At 48.2% G+C, this 18167-nt stretch carries 15 protein-coding genes; 13 read left to right on the top strand and 2 right to left on the bottom strand.

What is annotated here, in order from left to right; translation table 11 throughout:
* The first annotated feature begins 15 nt into the window (after window positions 1-15).
* From ACHAL6_RS12140 to ACHAL6_RS12150, 3 genes are all read left to right on the top strand, one after another.
* Window positions 16-651 carry a DsbA family oxidoreductase gene (locus ACHAL6_RS12140; protein WP_395270940.1) on the top strand — a complete coding sequence of 212 codons (636 nt, stop codon included), beginning with the start codon at window positions 16-18 and terminating at the stop codon, window positions 649-651.
* A gap of 35 nt (window positions 652-686) precedes the next feature.
* Complete coding sequence (locus tag ACHAL6_RS12145) at window positions 687-1289, top strand: nitroreductase family protein (RefSeq protein ID WP_395270941.1); 603 nt, start codon at window positions 687-689, stop codon at window positions 1287-1289.
* A 197-nt stretch (window positions 1290-1486) separates the two neighbouring features.
* Window positions 1487-2629, top strand: a complete 1143-nt coding sequence (locus tag ACHAL6_RS12150) for a DUF5050 domain-containing protein (RefSeq protein ID WP_395270942.1) — start codon at window positions 1487-1489, stop codon at window positions 2627-2629.
* A gap of 127 nt (window positions 2630-2756) precedes the next feature.
* Here ACHAL6_RS12150 and ybaK read toward each other — a convergent pair whose 3' ends face one another.
* A complete protein-coding gene (ybaK, locus tag ACHAL6_RS12155) occupies window positions 2757-3254 on the bottom strand; it encodes a Cys-tRNA(Pro) deacylase (protein WP_395270943.1) in 498 nt (165 codons plus the stop codon).
* Window positions 3255-3610: 356 nt separating this feature from the next.
* Here ybaK and ACHAL6_RS12160 point away from each other — a divergent pair, with 356 nt between their 5' ends.
* From ACHAL6_RS12160 to ACHAL6_RS12180, 5 genes are read left to right on the top strand one after another with little or no spacing between them, the layout of a single operon-like run.
* Complete coding sequence (locus ACHAL6_RS12160; protein ID WP_395270944.1) at window positions 3611-4150, top strand: cupin domain-containing protein; 540 nt, start codon at window positions 3611-3613, stop codon at window positions 4148-4150.
* 17 nt (window positions 4151-4167) lie between these two features.
* A complete protein-coding gene (potA, locus tag ACHAL6_RS12165; protein WP_395270945.1) occupies window positions 4168-5217 on the top strand; it encodes a spermidine/putrescine ABC transporter ATP-binding protein in 1050 nt (349 codons plus the stop codon).
* 2 nt (window positions 5218-5219) lie between these two features.
* Window positions 5220-6056, top strand: coding sequence for an ABC transporter permease (locus tag ACHAL6_RS12170; RefSeq protein WP_395270965.1), 837 nt, complete (start codon window positions 5220-5222; stop codon window positions 6054-6056).
* A complete protein-coding gene (locus ACHAL6_RS12175) occupies window positions 6050-6841 on the top strand; it encodes an ABC transporter permease (RefSeq protein ID WP_395270946.1) in 792 nt (263 codons plus the stop codon). The genes ACHAL6_RS12170 and ACHAL6_RS12175 overlap by 7 nt, the downstream gene beginning before the upstream one ends.
* A gap of 53 nt (window positions 6842-6894) precedes the next feature.
* Window positions 6895-7938: a PotD/PotF family extracellular solute-binding protein gene (locus tag ACHAL6_RS12180; RefSeq protein WP_395270947.1), complete on the top strand. Its 1044-nt coding sequence runs from the start codon at window positions 6895-6897 to the stop codon at window positions 7936-7938.
* A gap of 306 nt (window positions 7939-8244) precedes the next feature.
* On the opposite strand, the gene ACHAL6_RS12185 is transcribed toward ACHAL6_RS12180, so the two are convergent.
* Window positions 8245-9078, bottom strand: a complete 834-nt coding sequence (locus tag ACHAL6_RS12185) for a hypothetical protein (RefSeq protein WP_395270948.1) — start codon at window positions 9076-9078, stop codon at window positions 8245-8247.
* 278 nt (window positions 9079-9356) lie between these two features.
* Between ACHAL6_RS12185 and ACHAL6_RS12190 the strand changes: the two genes are divergently transcribed.
* From ACHAL6_RS12190 to ACHAL6_RS12210, 5 genes are all read left to right on the top strand, one after another.
* The gene (locus tag ACHAL6_RS12190) at window positions 9357-9950 is read left to right on the top strand and encodes an ABC transporter permease subunit (protein WP_395270949.1); all 594 of its coding nucleotides are present in this window, start codon (window positions 9357-9359) and stop codon (window positions 9948-9950) included.
* 27 nt (window positions 9951-9977) lie between these two features.
* On the top strand, window positions 9978-11801 hold the full coding sequence (locus ACHAL6_RS12195; protein ID WP_395270950.1) for a hypothetical protein: 1824 nt from the start codon (window positions 9978-9980) through the stop codon (window positions 11799-11801).
* Window positions 11802-12110: 309 nt separating this feature from the next.
* Window positions 12111-14255: a TIM-barrel domain-containing protein gene (locus tag ACHAL6_RS12200; RefSeq protein ID WP_395270951.1), complete on the top strand. Its 2145-nt coding sequence runs from the start codon at window positions 12111-12113 to the stop codon at window positions 14253-14255.
* A gap of 28 nt (window positions 14256-14283) precedes the next feature.
* A complete protein-coding gene (gene malQ, locus ACHAL6_RS12205) occupies window positions 14284-15762 on the top strand; it encodes a 4-alpha-glucanotransferase (protein WP_395270952.1) in 1479 nt (492 codons plus the stop codon).
* 4 nt (window positions 15763-15766) lie between these two features.
* Complete coding sequence (locus ACHAL6_RS12210) at window positions 15767-18157, top strand: glycogen/starch/alpha-glucan phosphorylase (RefSeq protein ID WP_395270953.1); 2391 nt, start codon at window positions 15767-15769, stop codon at window positions 18155-18157.
* Window positions 18158-18167 lie beyond the last annotated feature (10 nt).

Raw genomic sequence — 18167 nt, forward strand, 5'->3', positions numbered from 1 at the left:
AAAGGAGGAATTCCATTGAGAGTTGAAATATGGACGGACATTGTATGTCCTTTCTGCTATATAGGCAAAAACAATTTCAATCGCTTCCTTGAGGATCTGCCCGAGGGCGAGACCATCGAGGTTGTGAACAGAAGCTACGAACTGGACCCTTATGCAAGCAGGACCCAATCGCATAACACAGTGCAGTCCCTGGCGGATAAGTACGGCTTTTCCGTAGAAGAGGCGAAAGCGAGAATGCGAGGCGTGGAGGAGATGGCGGAAAAAGCTGGTCTACCCATGAACATCTTTGAAGCAAGAGGAGCCAATACCCATGATGCGCACAGACTGGTTCACCTGGCTAAGGAGAAGGGAAAGGATGAGGAAGTCATGAATGCCCTTTTCAGAGGTCATTTTGTGGATGGACTGAATATCAATGACCAGGATGTCCTCCTGAGTCTCTGGAAAGAGGCAGGACTGGAGGAGAAGGAAGCAAGAGAAGCTCTGGGCTCAGACACCATGAAAGAGGCTGTGGAAAGAGACCTGTCAAGCGCGCAGGAGCTGGGCATCAGAGGAGTCCCGTACTTTCTCTTTGACGGCAAGGCCGAGGTCAGCGGAGCGCAGCCCAAAGAAGTGTTTCAGAGGGTCTATGAGACCCTGAAGAAGGAAAGATAGAGAGATAGAAGGAAAGATTACAAGGAGAAGAAGATATGAGTGCAAATGTGTTTTTAGAAGCAGTGGCTAAGAGAAGGTCTCATTATGCCCTGGACAAGAAGGAAATCGTCAGCAGAGACAGAATCGAGGAGATCATCAACCAGGCGGTGGTAAATGCGCCTTCAGCAATGAATGCGCAGAGTTCAAGAGTGGTGGTCCTTTTCGGAGCGCAGCATGACAGGCTCTGGAACATAGTTCAGGATACGCTGAAGAAGATCGTTCCGGATATGGATTTCAAGAGAACGAAAGAGAAGCTGGACTCCTTCAAGGCAGGATACGGAACAGTGCTTTTCTATGAAGATACCAGAGTCATCCGAAAGCAGGAAGAGGATTTTGCTCTATACAAGGACAATTTCGTGCCATGGGCCCATCAGGGAAACGGCATCCTGCAGTTCATCATCTGGACAGCCCTTGAAAGTGAAGGTCTGGGCGCATCCATACAGCATTACAATCCGCTCATCGATGAGGAAGTGGCAGAAGCCTTCGGTATCCATAAAGACTATAAGCTTCTGGGACAGCTGGTATTCGGAAATCCGGTCAGCGAACCGGGAGAGAAGACGACGCTTCCCCTGAGTGAGAGAGTGACAGTCATCAGGTAGGATTTTCTGCAAAATCAAAAAAAGATAGATGAAACTAATTTCAGAAACCCCCATGAAAGATCACAGCGATCATTCATGGGGGTTTCTGGAATATGAGGATAACATCATGATATTTTTCTATCCCAGTATACTGTTCACGTAATATAATACTATCATAAAAGCGATTCATAAAACGGATGTAAAAGGGGACGAGAAACATGGGGAAGAAGTTGATTTCATTACTGCTCACGCTATTATTCATAGCGACCGTATTCACTGGATGTGGAGCCGGAGAACGGCCGGAAGAGAGCTCCGGCGATCCGGTTCAGGAAGAACCTTCTACAGGAGAAGAGGTGGAGGAGCCTTCAGGAAATCAGGAGGCGGAGACAGAGGGAGAATCAGAGGAAGCCGAACAGGAGGATGTGACGCTATCTCTCAAGGGACCGGGCAATCTCATGAGCAATCTGCTTCATGACGGAACTGCAGCCTATCACGAGGGATATGTGTATCACTCCGACAAGATGATGTATGGAAATCTCATGAGAACCGATGTGAAAACCGATGAAACGCAGCTTCTTGTGAAAGGCACGCTGCATGACATCAATGTGGGAGACGGCAGAATATTTGCTGTGGGAGATGTGGATCCTATGAATCCGGATGATTTCGCGCTATCTGGGATCTTCATGAGCAGACTGGATGGAAGTGATGTAAGGCTTCTGAAAGAAGGCTATTTCGAAGAGCTGGTGCTGTATGAGGAGTATCTTTACTTCTATGATGTCATGGATGGAAACTTCATGCGCATGAAATATGACGGCACCGAGGAGACCCTTCTTCTGGAAGGGGCCTATCCTCAGATTGTCATTCTGGAAGGCAGCCTCTACATTCATGCTTCGCTGGACAACGATGATGCATTAAGCTACATCTACAAGATGCCGCTTTCAGGAGGCGAACCGCAGAAAGTGGATCCGGTGGGCACGTTCGGTGGCACCATCCATGTGGCCATGGAGGATATCATCTACATCAGCAGAAACGGCGATACGAAAGGCATGAAAAGATACGATGCGGAGACAGGAGAGATCACGGATTTTCTCGATACCTGGATCAGTGACATCGTCCAAGATGAAGAGTGGATCTACTATTACTGGAGTGGCGTAAGACAGGACAATGAGGATCAGGGCATCTATAGAAGCAGGCCTGATGGCAGTGAAGCGACCCTGCTTCAGAAGAGAGAGTATGTCAGCAGCTTCAACATTGCAGAAAAATATCTGTATTACATCACCAACGACGAGCAGAGAAGAGTGACAAGGCTGAATCTTGAAACGCTGGAAGAATCCTTTGTACCTATTGCTCCAGAGCCGTAGCCCTGATGAACTGAAAAGAACAAAAAGAAAAGCGAAAAATGAAAAGAAGAGGTTTCAAAGCTCCGCAAAGAGGAGCCTTGAAGCCTCTTCCATTTTATGGTTCAGAATCAATCAGTAAATACCGCTTCTATTTGAAGATGGATTTTGTTTCCATGAGGAGATCCGTGGTTTCTCCTTCCGTAGCCCGCAGAAGTCCCTCCACAGGCACTTCGATCTGATAGCCTCTTTTCCCGGCAGATACGATGATCTTCTCAAAGGAAAGGGCATGCTCATCATAGAAGGTCTTGTAGAGCTTCTTCATGCCCACCGGAGAGCATCCGCCTTTCTCGTAGCCCGCCACTTTCAGAAGATCCCTCTGATCGATGAGAGAGATGCTCTTTTCTCCGGCAGCCTTGGCCGCCTTCTTCAGATCCAGCTCTTCGATGATCTGAAGACAGAACACATAATGATTTCCGCTTGTGCCTGCGGTTACGATGGTCTTGAAGATTCTCTCCACTTCTTTTCCGATTTGCGCTGCGATATACTCCGGTGTGATGGAATCCGCTTTCAGATCGAAGGAGAGAAGTTCATGGGATATTTTATGATCGTCTAAAAGCCGCATGGCATTGGTCTTAACTTTCTTCATGATTACCTCCACTGCTAACAGTCATTAAGAACAGTGTATCACCCGTGAAGTTTTTTGACAATTCAGGAGAAGGAGAAAATGTTTCTGGTTTAGTGAGAGTAAACTCTGAGTACGTTTCTTTGAAAATCAAATGATTGAATTCCTAGTATTATGAAATGATCAGTGTTTTAATTGATGGCTGAAACGCGCTTATACCAGTGTGTTGAAGCCTTGCTTTCCGAAGGTGGAAAATCCTGCTTTTTTTCCGGGAAAAATCATTGATTTCGAAAATATTTTTCTATATAATGGTCTATGCAGTTTAATTTAACTAAACAAAAAGTTTACTGATTCATATACTGACGGAACAGGAGGTAGTTATGCAGATCGGTGAGAAGATCAAGAACTTAAGAATCAAAAATGCACTGACGCAGGAAGAACTTGCGAACCGCTGTGAGCTCACAAAAGGGTTCATCTCTCAGCTGGAACGAGACCTGACGTCTCCGTCCATAGCAACCCTTGTGGATCTGCTGGAAGGTCTGGGGACCAATCTCAGGGATTTCTTCAATGAGACCACAGAAGAGAAAATCGTGTTCAGTAAAGAAGATGCCTTTGAAAAGGAAAACGAGGAACATAAAAACATCATCAACTGGATCATTCCCAATGCGCAGAAGAATGCCATGGAGCCCATCCATGTGGAAATCCGTTCCGGTGGTAGAACCAAGGAAATGCCGCCCCATGAAGGAGAAGAGTTCGGTCATGTACTGACAGGGCAGATCATTCTTCATGTGGGAGAGGACAGACATAAAGTGAAAAAAGGGGAGAGTTTCTATCTGAAACCAGGCAAAGCCCATTATCTCTCCAATGAAGGTAAGAATACAGCCATAGTCATCTGGGTGAGCACACCACCAATATTCTAGAAAGGGGACACAGCGTTATGACAACCAATATCATGATCGATCTTAAAAATATATCCAAGAGTTTCGGTAAGACCACCGTGCTTGAAAACATGAACCTTTATATCAGGGAAAATGAATTCCTTACTCTTCTTGGACCTTCGGGCTGCGGGAAGACCACAACCCTCAGAATCATCGCAGGCTTTGAAACGCCTACAGAAGGAAAAGTGATTTTCTCCGGCAAAGATATTTCCGATGTGCCTCCCTATGAGAGACAGGTCAATACAGTCTTTCAGAAATACGCACTGTTTCCCCATCTCAATGTGTACGAGAACATCGCCTTCGGTCTGAAGATCAAGAAGATGCAGAAGGATGAGATCACAAAGAAAGTCACGGACGTGCTGAAGCTTGTGAACCTTTCCGGCTTTGAAAAAAGAGGGGTAGACTCCCTTTCCGGTGGACAGCAGCAGAGAATCGCCATTGCAAGAGCCCTGGTCAACGAACCCAAGGTCCTGCTTCTGGATGAGCCGCTCGGTGCACTGGATCTCAAGCTTCGAAAGGAGATGCAGATCGAGCTGAAGAACATTCAGAAACGGGTAGGCATCACCTTCATCTATGTAACCCACGATCAGGAGGAAGCGCTGACCATGAGCGATACCATTGTGGTCATGAATGAGGGCCTCATCCAGCAGATCGGTACGCCGGTGGACATCTACAATGAACCGAAAAACGCTTTCGTTGCGAAGTTCATCGGGGAGTCCAACATCCTGCCGGGCATCATGCACAAGGACTATCTCGTGGAGTTTCAGGGCGTGCAGTTCCCCTGCGTGGATAAAGGGTTCTCTCCCATGGAGCCTGTGGAAGTGGTGGTGAGGCCTGAGGACATCCTCATGACCAAGGAAGAAGAAGGTCAGCTCACGGGTCTGGTGGAAGAGGTCACCTTCAAAGGCGTCCACTATGAAATGGTGGTGAACGTGGACGGATTCCGATACCTGATTCAGAGCACAGCCATGGCACCTCTCGGGGAAGTCATCGGCATGAAGATTCTGCCCGATGCCATCCACATCATGAAAAGAGGTGAGGCATCTTGAAAATGAGAAAGGCCTCGTATCCGTATATTCTATGGATGCTGATCTTTATCCTCATTCCGCTCTTTCTTGTGGTGTATTTCGCTTTCACCACAGGGGACAGCAGTAATTACGAGACTTTCCGTTTCAGTCTGGACAACTTCAGGCGTTTTCTTTCTCCCATCTATATCGATGTTCTGGGAAGATCCCTGATGCTATCCCTGATTTCAACGGTGATCTGCTTTATCCTCGGCTATCCCATAGCCTACATCATTGCAAACAAGAGAAAAGCCAAGACGAGAAACAATATGATTCTTCTTTTCGTCATACCCATGTGGATGAATTTTCTCCTGAGGACCTACGCGTGGCTCACCATCCTGGGAAAGAACGGAATCATCAATTCCTTTCTGAACTTTCTGGGGTTTGAGTCCATGGAGCTTCTCTACAACAGCGGGTCGGTGATTCTGGGGATGGTCTACAACTTCCTGCCCTTCATGGTGCTGCCCATCTATTCCGTACTGGTGAAGATGGACAAGAAGCTGGTTGAAGCGGCGGAAGACCTTGGCGCAGACAGGAAAACCATATTCAGAAGAGTGATTTTTCCCTTGAGTCTTCCCGGCGTCATGACGGGATTCACCATGGTGTTCACCCCAGCGGTGTCCACCTTCATCATCTCCAATCTCTTAGGGGGAAACAAGACGACCCTCATCGGGAATGTCATCGAGCAGCAGTTCATCTACACCGGAGACTGGCATTTCGGTTCCTCCATGTCCATCATACTCATGGCGATCATTCTCATTGTGATGGCACTGACCAATAAAGGCGGCGGAGACCTGGAAGGAGGCAGAGGCGGATTATGGTAAGAAAAGGAATCAAGAATCTTTATACGGTGCTCATTTTCCTGTTCCTCTATGCCCCCATCATTGTACTCATCATCTACTCCTTCAATGAATCGAAATCAAGAGGAGCCTTTACCGGATTCACACTGAAATGGTATCAGGACCTGTTCACCAACAGAGCCGTCATCAGTGCGCTGACCAATACCATGATCATCGCGGTGGTGACCACCATCGTGGCGACCATCCTGGGCACCCTTGCAGCCATCGGCATCCATTATTCCAGAAAGGGACCCTTCAAGCAGATGGCGCTGAACCTTAATTACCTGCCCATCCTGAACCCGGACGTGGTCATTGCGGTATCTCTTATCGCCCTTTACAGATTCATGGGACTGGATTTCGGACTTTCCACGGTGCTTCTTTCCCACATCACCTTCTGCACCCCTTACGTGGTGCTGACGGTGCTGCCGAAACTGAAGCAGATGAATGTGAACCTGGCGGAAGCGGCCATGGACCTGGGTGCGAAACCCATGTATGCGCTTCGCAAGGTGATTGTTCCGGAAATCATGCCCGGCATCGTCACAGGAGCTCTACTGGCCTTCACCCTTTCGGTGGATGATTTCGCCATCAGCTTCTTCACCACAGGTCATGGGGTTCAGAACCTCAGCATTCTCATCTTCTCCATGGCGAGAAGAGGGATAAACCCCGTAATCAATGCTTTATCAACCTTCATGCTCATCGGATTCTTCCTTCTTCTGCTGGTCATCAACAAGATCGGAAGAAACGAGGAAGAGGAAGAAAGAGATTTATAATAAGAAAAGAAACAGTATCATCCATGGTCATTCATGGACAACAGGAGGATAAAATGAAAAACATCAGAAAAATCATTGCAGCTGCCCTCATCGGGGTCTCCGCACTGGCACTGGCTGCCTGCGGAGAAGAAAAGGAAACCATCAACGTCTATAACTTCGGTGACTACATCAATTTCGATGTGCTGGACCAGTTTGAGGAAGAAACCGGCATAGAAGTGGTCTATGACACCTATGCGAACAACGAGGACATCTATACCAAGCTGAAGCAGGGTGGCAATTCCTATGATGTCATCTTCATCTCTGACTACACCATCGAAAGATCCATCAAGGAAGAGCTCATTGTGCCCATCAACTGGGAGAATGTGCCAAACAGAGACAAGATCGACCCTGATTTTCAGGGGCTTGTCTTTGATCCCAACGATGAATACTCTGCACCATACATGTGGGGAACCTTCGGGATCCTCTACAACAAGAATGAAGTCACAGAACCTGTGACTTCCTGGGATATTCTGTGGGATGAGAAGTACAAGGATGAGATCCTTATGCTGAACAGCCAGAGAGACACCATCGGGGTTTCCCTTCTCAGACTGGGCTACTCCATGAACACCAGAGATGTGGCGGAGCTGGAAGAGGCAAGAGATGAACTGATCAAGCAGAAGCCCATCGTCTATGCCTACCTCGGAGATGACATCAAGGATGCCCTTATTGCGGAAGATGCAGCCATGGGCCTTGTATGGTCAGGAGATGCCATGTACATGATCGAAGAGAATCCGAACCTTGATTATGCCATTCCGGAAGAAGGAACCAACATCTGGTTCGACTCCATGGTTATCCCAAAGAGTGTGGCCAACAAGGAAGGGGCTGAGAAGTTCATCAACTTCATGCTCAGACCTGACATCGCCATCCAGAATGTGGACTACATCGGATACTCCACACCGATCACGGAAGCGGTGGAGATGCTCCCTGAAGAAATCAGAAACAGTCCCATCGCTTATCCATCAGACGAAGTGCTTGAAAACACGGAGATCTTCAGAGATCCTTCCGATGTGCTTTCTGTCTATGACAGAATCTGGACGGAAATCACTTCCTCCAACTAGGATGGGGACTGAACTATCCATGACATGAAAAAAGCAGTATGAGGTTTTTCAAAAAAACCACATACTGCTTTTTGCTATGCTATTCTATGATTTCCAGAATTTCTGAAATCTCGTCTTCCTCTTCCGGGGTAGGCTCCTTTTTGAGAAGATAGAGCAGAGCGATGCTCACAGCCACGCCCACCAGAATTCTGTGAGAGGAGGACGTATCTGTCACAGAACAGAAAATGCTGAAGCCGATCCTTTGATGGAAAGGCTTCAGCTTTTTTTAAGCTTCTCCTGCAGTATTTTTTTTATTCTTCTTCGGAATCAGTGTTTCTTTGCTTCTGAAATGGCTTCTATTCTTCGCTCCACATTCTCCAGCCAGATGTCGATGCCGGAACGGGTCCAGTCCAGAGGAAAGAGAAGCTCTTCTTCCACCTGCGGGTGAAGCGCCATCATATCCGGATGTTCTGCTCCCTTTTCCAGGCAGTTTCCGCAGAGATACCCATTGTCTTCCACCTGATAGGAATAACGGATATGGGGCGTGTTGAAGCGATGAAGGACACATCTTTTTCCGAAGGTGAGCTTCACTTTCGTGCCGTCGCCTATGGTGATGACCATGCCTTCCGCCCAGCTGTTTTCCAGAGCCTTCTTTTCCTGATCGAAGTTGCATTCGTCCAGAAGTTCCAGTTTCTTCAGCTCTTCCAGAAGAGCGGGAATGCTTGGCAGCTCGGAAATATCTCTGGCATCCGCTATGATTTTCGCGAAGGTATAAGGGTAGGTGTTGTCTCTGAAAAACTCCGCATCGGAAACAGGCCATTCCAGCGGGAAGAGGATGTTTTCTGAAACTTCTTCGATCTTTCGCAGGGTTCTATGACAGGTGAGGCACCTGTACTTGTTCTCATCGATGCGATAGGCGTAAGTCTCTTTCTTCTCCAGGCTGGAGTGTCCGGCGCAGATCAGGTCCTTCAGAAGCTGGACCTTTGTGCCGTCTTCTATGGTGAGGGTGACGCCTTCTCTGAACGCTTCCTCTATGAAGGTGAGTTCTTCTTCAGGGTATTCTCCCGCAGTGATTTTCCTGTTCACCTTCTTGTAGATGGACTTCAGCGAAGGCAGTGAGTCTACGGTTTTCGATCTTTTTAATATTTCAAGAAATTGCATTTCAGTGCTCCTTTTTCAGTCTGAGTCTGTATTTTTCGTTCTCTCAGAATGTAGTTCATTTCATTATAACATTTTTGACTGTAATAGCAGAATCGGATTTCTCTGCAGTGAAAAAAAGAGCGTGAGAGATGATGTTCGGATAAAGTGATTGTGAAAAACTGATAATACCTTTCAGGCAGAGAATGAATGAGATATACTATATGTGATATTATAAATTATAGTGGAAAACTATTCTATAGGATAAGACAGAACATGAAATATGCTTCCAGGAGGGCTCTATGAAAAAGATCAATTACCCATTGCTGCTCGGCAGCCTGTTATTTCTGTTTTTCATGGCGGCAGCCATGTTTCCGGAGCTTTTTACAGACAAAGACCCCATGTTCGAAGAGCCGCCGCGAAATATGGAAGTGATGGTGGAAGGGGAAGTGAAGGACGAGTTCACCATGCATCCCATCTGGCCCAGTGAGGATAATCTCATGGGCACCGATGTGGCGGGCAGAGACATTTTTGCAAGGCTTGTCTACGGCACGAGAAACACCTTGAGACTTGGCTTCTATATCGCCCTTTTCAGAATCCTTCTGGGGATGCCCATAGGGATGCTTGCGGGTATGGGAAAGAATTTCTTCAGGAAGCTCATTCTCTTTTTCAACACCTACTTCAGTGCGGTGCCCATTCTGATTCTGAGTTTTCTCATTTTCAGAATGAATTTCTTCCGGAATCTTCAGATCGACAGATCCATTCTGCTCTATTCCGTGATCCTTGCTGTCCTGGGCTGGTCTCGGGTGGCGGGCATCATTGAGGATGCGGTGAAGCGCATCATGGAGGAGGATTTCATCGAAGGTCAGATCGCCATCGGAAAAACCTGGCCGTAAATCATTCGTCAGAATCTCCTTCCCCATGTGGTTCCGACAGCCCTTGCAGGATTTTTCAAGGAGACAGGGCAGGGGATCTTTCTTGTAGCCCAGCTGGCGGTCCTTGGCATCTTCGTGGGTACCATCAGAGAAGTGAAGACCCTGGCCTTTCGGGCAAGTTATGAAATGAGCATCGAACCGGAATGGGGCTCCATGCTTCTGAAGCTCACCTCCCAGCTGGAGCGTTTCCAGGACAACTGGTGGCTGGTGGTCTTTCCGGTGCTCACCTTCACCCTAGCAGTGCTTGGGCTGAACCTTCTGGGAGAAGGGCTTCGCATAGAATTTGGCAAAAGAAATTCAAGGTTTGTGAGCAATGTGCGAAAGGCGTATTTCATACTTTCACCGAAGGTGTTTTTCATGGAGCTGAAAAATATCAGGAAGTACTGGAAGCCCGTCGTACTGAAGAGTGCATCTGCTGCAGTCCTTCTGGTGCTTCTTCTTGTGCCCAGCTACAAGCCGGTGGGGGACTTCAATGTGGACAATGCCAGAGAACATCTTGAGGAGCTCATCCATGAGAAGTATGAGGGCAGAGTCTCAGGTTCAGAGGGAGGCCATGAGGCTGGAGAATACATCATCTCCACCATGGAAAGCTACGGATTCCAGACCCAGGAGTTTCCCATCCAGTATGCCTATCCCAATGAAAATCCGGACCGGGATGTGGACTTTGCACTGGCCCACAGAACACCCCTGATCATGAAAGAGGCGAAGATCACCCTGACCGATGGGGAAGGGCATGTGGAGGAGTACAGCCTCCATGAAGATTTTTCCGTTCTGGAAGTGCCCATGGACTATGACAGACCGGGAAAAAAGGTTGTGAAGGAAGGCAGAGCCGTGGAGTGGGAAAGGGAAGACTACAGCATGGAGGATCGCAGCTTCTTTCCCGTGAGCTATGCGGGTCTGGATGAAGTGATCCGGGGCATGGACCACCTGCCGGGCTTCATGGACCCCACAGATATCGTGGAGTTTCTCATCGTGGAGGGTCATGAGGCCAGAAGCAATACCTACTCTTCCTACAAGCTCACCCTGGTGCCCTACGGTGCCCTTCAGGAGAAGCTTCTGGAAGGTCCCGTGGATGTGATCGTCGAATACACCGTTCCAGAGATTCCGAAAAGGGACGGCCGAATCATCGAGTCCTGGCTCATTCCTGAAGGAAGGAGCATTGAGGACCATGGCCAGAGCCTCATCATCGGTGTGCCATATGATGGTGTCAGACTTTCCGATGGAACCGCATCGGTGGAAGGCACCACAGCGCTGGCCACAGCCCTGGAATTAGCCCGAGCCATCACGGAAGGGGAAGAGGGATATGAGAAATCCATCCTCTTTCTGTTCCTGGACCGGGAATCGGATCTTCTGGGCGAAAACAGGAATGACTACTATCTGCGCCATGCGGAAGTCTCCTCCGGCGGAGGCTACATGTATCTGGAACTTCTGGGTTCCGGGCTGAAGGGGGACAGAGAGGTGGACCTGGTGGCCTACTTCGGACAGCTCAACAAGGAAGACTCTTTCCGCAGTCTGCTGCGCATGGAAAACATCCTGAAAGAGATGAAAGTGCCTTATACCAGGTATCAGGGGCTTCTGCCGCCGGATGACTGGCGGGTGTCCACCCCCATCTACAAAACCGTCTCCAGGCAGCTTCTGAATTTCAGAACCAATGCCCATCTGTCGGTGGGCATCGGGAAAGCCTATCACAATCAGAAAGGAACGGAGAAGGATACCCTGGAGAATCTGAACCTGAAGAAGATGGAAAGCATCGGACAGATGCTCACAGACCTTATCATTTCAAGAGAGAATTTCGGGCTGGGAGAGCCTTGACCTGAAGGACAACCAGTCGTGACATGCTTAGAACAAGTTCGTGCACGCAGAGATCTTTGCGCATCAGATATTAGAATCTGTACCTGGATCGGATGAAATTCCGATCCAGGTATTTTTCTGCGAGAAATTTTCGAGGACGGATTCACCTGAATGGAGTCCGTAAGCGGTTGGAGCTTCCATGGTGATATCAGAAGTTAAGATTACGATATTTACAAAAATTGGTAATAACCTTTACATTTGGATTTTTTGTACTATAATGGAGTTAAGAAATTAGTGCAAGCGGTTGCACAGATAAATCTGGAGGTCCAAATGAGCGCATTCAAGCTTACAGAACATGTCACCGGATACACCTTCGGGGAACCAGTGGACACAGGAATCATCCTTGGAGAAAAAACCTATGGTGACCATGTGCTTCCTGTCAAAGTGGAAGTGAGAGATGGTCATGGAATCATATCCTTCGCACTGACAAAGTACGACCGTGTATTCGGACTGGGTCCGAATCTGGGCGGCATCAACAAAAGAGGAAGACAATACGAGTCCTACTGCACAGATGACCCGCTGCATCATGAGGATAAAACGACTCTTTATGGAGCCCACAACTTCTTCATTCTGGAGGATGATGATGTGGCCACAGGCTTCTTCATCGATTTTCCATCCAGAATCCGATATGATGTGGGTTTCACGGAAATGGATGCTTTCGGCATCGATATCCACGGAGAGGATTTCACTCTCTACATCATTGAAGGAGATTCTCTGAAGGACATTGTGGTGAATTTCCATGAAATCATCGGAAAACCTTATATGCCGCCCAAGTGGGGGTTAGGTTTCTTCCAGTCCAGATGGGGATATGAGACGGAGAATGACATCAGAGAGGTCTATGAGACCTTCAGAAAAGAGGATATCCCACTGGATGGAATCTATCTGGACCTGGACTACATGGAGGACTTCAAGGACTTCTCCTTATCAGAGGACAGATTCCCGAATTTCGAAACGCTGGTCAGAGATCTCAAAGCGGATGGCGTGCGCCTCATTCCCATCATCGACGCAGGCGTCAAGATGGAAGAGGGGTATGATGTCTACGATGAAGGCATCGCGGGAGATCATTTCGTGAAAGATGAGAGCGGTAAGCCCTATGTGGCAGCCGTGTGGCCTGGCAAGGTCCACTTTCCTGATTTTCTCAAGGAATCCACCAGAGCCTGGTTCGGAGACAAGTACCGGTTTCTCACAGACCTTGGCATTGAAGGGGTATGGAACGACATGAACGAACCTGCCATCTTCTATGATGAGACCTCCCTTTCCGAAGGCATCGAAGCAGCCATAGCGGCCAAAGGCGAGAACCTCGGCGTCATGCCGTTCTTTTCCCTCCGAGACAAGTTCCAGAACATCGGAAACAAAGACGAATACTACAGAAGGTTCTATCATGAAATTGACGGAAAGAGATATACCAACGAAGAGGTCCATAACCTCTACGGATTCAATATGACTGTATCCGCTTCAGAGGGTCTGAGAAAGCATCTGGGGAAGAGACATGTGCTCATTTCAAGGGCTTCTTCCATCGGCATGCACAGATACAGCGGAATCTGGACCGGGGACAACAGCTCCTGGTGGAGTCATCTGGACCTGAACGTGAAGATGCTGCCTGCCCTCAACATGTCCGGATTCTACTATGTGGGCGCCGATACCGGAGGCTTCGGCGGAAACGCCAGCGGAGAGCTTCTGACGCGATGGATGCAGTTTTCCATCTTCACACCGTTATTACGAAATCATTCGGCCATCGGATGCGCCTTCCAGGAACCTTACGCTTTTGGTGAGAAGGTCACGGATTACAACAGGCAGCTGATCAAGGCGAGATACAGCATCCTTCCTTATCTGTACTCAGAAATGCTGAAGTCCCATGAGGACGGTTCCATGATGTTTACGCCACTCTCCTTCGAGTTTTTCGGAGAGGAAGCTCTGCAGGCGGAAGATCAGCTGCTTCTGGGAGAAGAGCTGATGATTGCGCCGGTGGTGAAATCCAATGCCAGAGGAAGATATGTCTATCTTCCGGAAGACATGGTCCTGGTTTCCTTCAAAGAGGAGGATGTGAAGATGTGGACGGCGAAAGCGGGGGTCACGTATCTTCCGTATGGACTGGACGATCTGAAGTTCTTCCTGAGGCGAAACAGAATGATGCCGTATATCGCTCCGGGTAGAAGCGTCAAGGATCTTTCCATGAAGAGCATGAACATCATCGGATACGTGGAAACGGAAGCTGTCTACACCCTCTATGACGACGATGGAACCAGCTACGGCTTTGAAGACGGAAAGGTCTACAAAACCGAGTTCCATGCGAGAAGAGAGGAGGACGGTGAAATCCAGATCAGAGTCACCAATGACAATCCGAACATTGAGAAGGTGATCTTCACCCTGATGGACGGGGACGAGAACAGTATAACGAAGGAGGTGCAGGTATAGAATCAGAAACTGATTCATGCCGCTCTATATGAAAAAAAGATCAAGTGGAATACTGATGCACATTTCAAGCCTTCCAGGTCCCTATGGAATAGGGGATTTCGGGAAGGGTGCCTATGAATTCGTGGATTTCCTTGACAGAGCCAACCAGAGAGAATGGCAGATTCTTCCTCTGGGGATCACAGGCTACGGAGATTCACCCTACCAGAACTTTTCCGCTTTTGCGGGAAATCCCTACTTCATCGATCTGGATGAGCTGCTCAGTCAGGGATTCATTGAACGAGAGGAGCTGGAGAATCTTCCACTGGGAGAGGATCCTGAAAAAGTGGACTACGGCATTCTCTACAGGAACAAGATGGAGCTTTTAAGGCGTGCCTACAAAAGAGCATACAGAACCATGGGTTCTGAGCTGAAGGCTTTTTATGAAGAAGAGAAAAGGTGGCTGAGAGACTATGCGCTTTTCATGGCCATCAAAGCAGACCACAAGGGAGTTTCCTGGCTCAGATGGCCCGCGAACTACAAGGATATTCATTCCGGTGCGGTTCTGGAATTTGAAAAGAATCATGAAAAGGAAATGTATTTTCATGTGTTCATCCAGTACTATTTCTTCAAACAGTGGAAGAAGCTGAAGAACTACGCCAATGACAAGAACATCAGAATCATCGGCGACATTCCCATCTATGTGGCGGAAGACAGTTCGGATGTATGGGGAAACAGCAGTCTGTTCAAAGTGAACGAACACTTCGAACCCATCACCGTAGCCGGATGTCCTCCGGATGCGTTCTCCGATACAGGTCAGCTCTGGGGCAATCCCATCTACAACTGGGAAGCCATGGAGGAGGATGGATACAGATGGTGGATTGAAAGAATCCGTTCCAGTTTCGACATCTATGATGTGGTCAGAATCGATCACTTCAGAGGCTTCGAAGCCTACTGGGAAATCAAGAACGGGTCTGAAAATGCGGTCCATGGACAGTGGATCAAAGGACCCAACATGAAGCTCTTCAGGAAGATCAGAGAAGAACTGGGCGACCTGGACATCATTGCGGAAGACCTGGGCTTTCTTACGGAAGAAGTCCATGAACTGATCAAGGAGACCGGATACCCTGGCATGAAAGTGCTTCAGTTCGCCTTTGACCCGAGAGAGGAATCCGACTACCTTCCTCATACCTATGAGAGAAATGCCGTGGTGTACACCGGTACCCATGACAATGAAACCATCATGGGCTGGGTGAGGACCGTGAAAAGCGAGGATATGATCCATGCGGGGAAATACCTCAAGCTGAGCTATGAAGAAGGAATCAACTGGGGATTCATAAGAGGAGCCTACGGCTCTGTTGCGGATCTTTGCATCATACCCATGCAGGACTTCCTGGGACTGGGCAATGAAGCACGAATGAACATCCCATCCACTCTGGGCAACAACTGGACCTGGAGAATGAAGGGAAATGAACTTACAGATAAACTGGCAGATAAAATAGCAAAACTGACTAGAATGTACGGGAGATAATAGAATGAATAAAGAATTGATGACGATGAGAATGAAGGGATATGCCCTTACTACCTACGGTAGAGACCTGAAGAACCTGAACACCAAGGAGAAGTATACAGTCTTCTCGAAAGCACTGATGGAAGACATCCTGCTGAAATGGCAGACTTCCGAAGAAAAATTCGAGGGAAAGAAGAAGGCATATTATCTGTCCGCTGAATTTCTCATGGGACGTGCGCTTTCCAATAACCTGATCAACCTGGGATATATGAGTGAAGTGAAGGAAATGCTTTCCTCCATGGGCATGGACTACAATGCGCTGGAAGAAGCGGAAAGCGACGCTGGACTCGGAAACGGCGGTCTTGGAAGACTTGCAGCATGTTTCCTGGATTCCGGAGCAAGCCTGAACTACTCCCTCACCGGATATGGAATCCGATACAACTATGGAATCTTCGAGCAGAAGTTCGTGGAAGGCTATCAGGTGGAGGAAGGCGACAAATGGCTTGACCATGGGGACAGCTGGTCCATCAGACGTCAGGACAAGAAGGTCGTTGTGGAGTTCAAGGATCAGAGCGTGTACGCGGTTCCTTATGATACACCGGTGGTGGGATTCTCTGGAGAGACCATCAACACCCTGAGATTATGGCAGTCAGAAGCCATCACGGAATTCAATTTCACCGCCTTCAACAATCAGATGTATGACAAGGCAGTAAAGGAGAAGAACGATGCGGAGAACATCTCCAAGGTTCTTTATCCCAATGATTCCATGGAATCAGGAAAGATCCTGAGACTGAAGCAGCAGTACTTTTTCGTTTCCGCTTCCCTGCAGGACCTGATCAGAAAGTACAAGGAGAGTCACAAGGACTTTTCCGACTTCAGCAGACTTCATGCAGTGCAGCTCAATGACACGCATCCTGCAGTGGCCATTCCGGAGCTCATAAGACTTCTCGGAAAAGAGGGCGTATCCTTCAAGAATGCCTTCGACATCGCAGTGGATACGTTCGCCTACACCAACCACACCATCCTGAAGGAAGCGCTGGAACAGTGGTCTGTGAAGCTCTACAAGAAGATTCTTCCGGAAGTGTATGCCATTATCGTGAAGATCGACAACATGCTGACCAGAGAACTGGAAAACAAAGGACTCACAGCGAAGGAAATCAGTGAATTTGAGATCATATCCGAAGGAAACATCAAGATGGCATGGCTTTCCATTTACGGAACCCATTCCGTAAATGGTGTGGCGCAGCTTCATACAAACATCCTGAAGGAGACGGAGCTTTCTGGCTGGTATAATCTTTTCCCGGAGAGATTCAACAACAAGACCAACGGAATCACCCAGAGAAGATGGCTGCTGGAATCCAATCCGGAACTTTCCGCGTTCATCACCGAGCTTCTGGGACATGACGGATGGATCACAGAACTTAGTGAGCTTGATAAGCTGAAGAAGTTTGCAGAGGATGATACCGTCATCGAGCGGTTCATGAGAATCAAGAAAGCGAAGAAGATGGAGCTGAAGGAATACATCATGGCCAGGGAAGGCATCGAGATTGATGAGAATTCCATCTTCGACATCCAGATCAAGAGACTTCATGAGTACAAGAGACAGCTTTTAAATGCATTCCATATTCTGTATCTCTACAACAGACTGAAAACAGAGAAGGACTTCGACATGGAGCCTAGAACCTTCATTTTCGGTGCGAAAGCCGCTCCGGGATATGCAAGAGCCAAGGCCATCATCAAGTTCATCAACGAAATCGCAGAAGTTGTGAATAACGATGCGGACATCAATGGAAAGATCAAGGTGGTCTTTGTGGAAAACTACGGCGTATCCTATGCGCAGAAGCTTTTCCCGGCTGCAGACATTTCCGAGCAGATCTCCACAGCAGGGAAGGAGGCTTCCGGAACAGGGAACATGAAGTTCATGCTAAACGGAGCACCTACCATCGGAACCTTCGACGGCGCCAATGTGGAAATCGTGGAAGAAGCGGGGCTTTCGAACAACTACATCTTCGGACTCACCGTGGAGGAAATCGAGGCGCTGAAAGCTACCTACGATCCGAAGTCTGAACTGGAGAAGAACCCTATGCTGAAATCCATCGTCAATACGCTGATCGATGGAACACTGGACCTTGCACCAGAAGAAAACTTCAAGGAGCTGCATGATTCGCTCATAAAGGGTGCATCCTGGCATGATCCGGACAACTACTTCATCATCAGAGACTTTGATGCCTATGTACAGGCGCAGGAAAGAGTCAATGAGGACTTCAAGAATCAGCTGGAGTTCTATAGGAAGGGATTCATCAACATGGCATCTGCAGGAAAGTTCTCTTCAGACCGTACCATCGTGGAATATGCCAATGAGATCTGGAACATTCCAAGTATCACAGAAGAAGATGAGGAATCCATGGCAGTGTAAAAAATCACAG

This window comes from Proteiniclasticum sp. C24MP (assembly GCF_043951855.1).
GTDB lineage: Bacteria > Bacillota > Clostridia > Clostridiales > Clostridiaceae > Proteiniclasticum.

Coding starts and splice junctions, on each gene's coding strand:
- ACHAL6_RS12145 (WP_395270941.1), top strand. CDS start 687: ATGAGTGCAAATGTGTTTTTAGAAGCAGTGGCTAAGAGAAGGTCTCAT.
- ACHAL6_RS12150 (WP_395270942.1), top strand. CDS start 1,487: ATGGGGAAGAAGTTGATTTCATTACTGCTCACGCTATTATTCATAGCG.
- ybaK (WP_395270943.1), bottom strand. CDS start 3,254: ATGAAGAAAGTTAAGACCAATGCCATGCGGCTTTTAGACGATCATAAA.
- ACHAL6_RS12160 (WP_395270944.1), top strand. CDS start 3,611: ATGCAGATCGGTGAGAAGATCAAGAACTTAAGAATCAAAAATGCACTG.
- potA (WP_395270945.1), top strand. CDS start 4,168: ATGACAACCAATATCATGATCGATCTTAAAAATATATCCAAGAGTTTC.
- ACHAL6_RS12170 (WP_395270965.1), top strand. CDS start 5,220: ATGAGAAAGGCCTCGTATCCGTATATTCTATGGATGCTGATCTTTATC.
- ACHAL6_RS12175 (WP_395270946.1), top strand. CDS start 6,050: ATGGTAAGAAAAGGAATCAAGAATCTTTATACGGTGCTCATTTTCCTG.
- ACHAL6_RS12180 (WP_395270947.1), top strand. CDS start 6,895: ATGAAAAACATCAGAAAAATCATTGCAGCTGCCCTCATCGGGGTCTCC.
- ACHAL6_RS12185 (WP_395270948.1), bottom strand. CDS start 9,078: ATGCAATTTCTTGAAATATTAAAAAGATCGAAAACCGTAGACTCACTG.
- ACHAL6_RS12190 (WP_395270949.1), top strand. CDS start 9,357: ATGAAAAAGATCAATTACCCATTGCTGCTCGGCAGCCTGTTATTTCTG.
- ACHAL6_RS12200 (WP_395270951.1), top strand. CDS start 12,111: ATGAGCGCATTCAAGCTTACAGAACATGTCACCGGATACACCTTCGGG.
- malQ (WP_395270952.1), top strand. CDS start 14,284: ATGAAAAAAAGATCAAGTGGAATACTGATGCACATTTCAAGCCTTCCA.
- ACHAL6_RS12210 (WP_395270953.1), top strand. CDS start 15,767: ATGAATAAAGAATTGATGACGATGAGAATGAAGGGATATGCCCTTACT.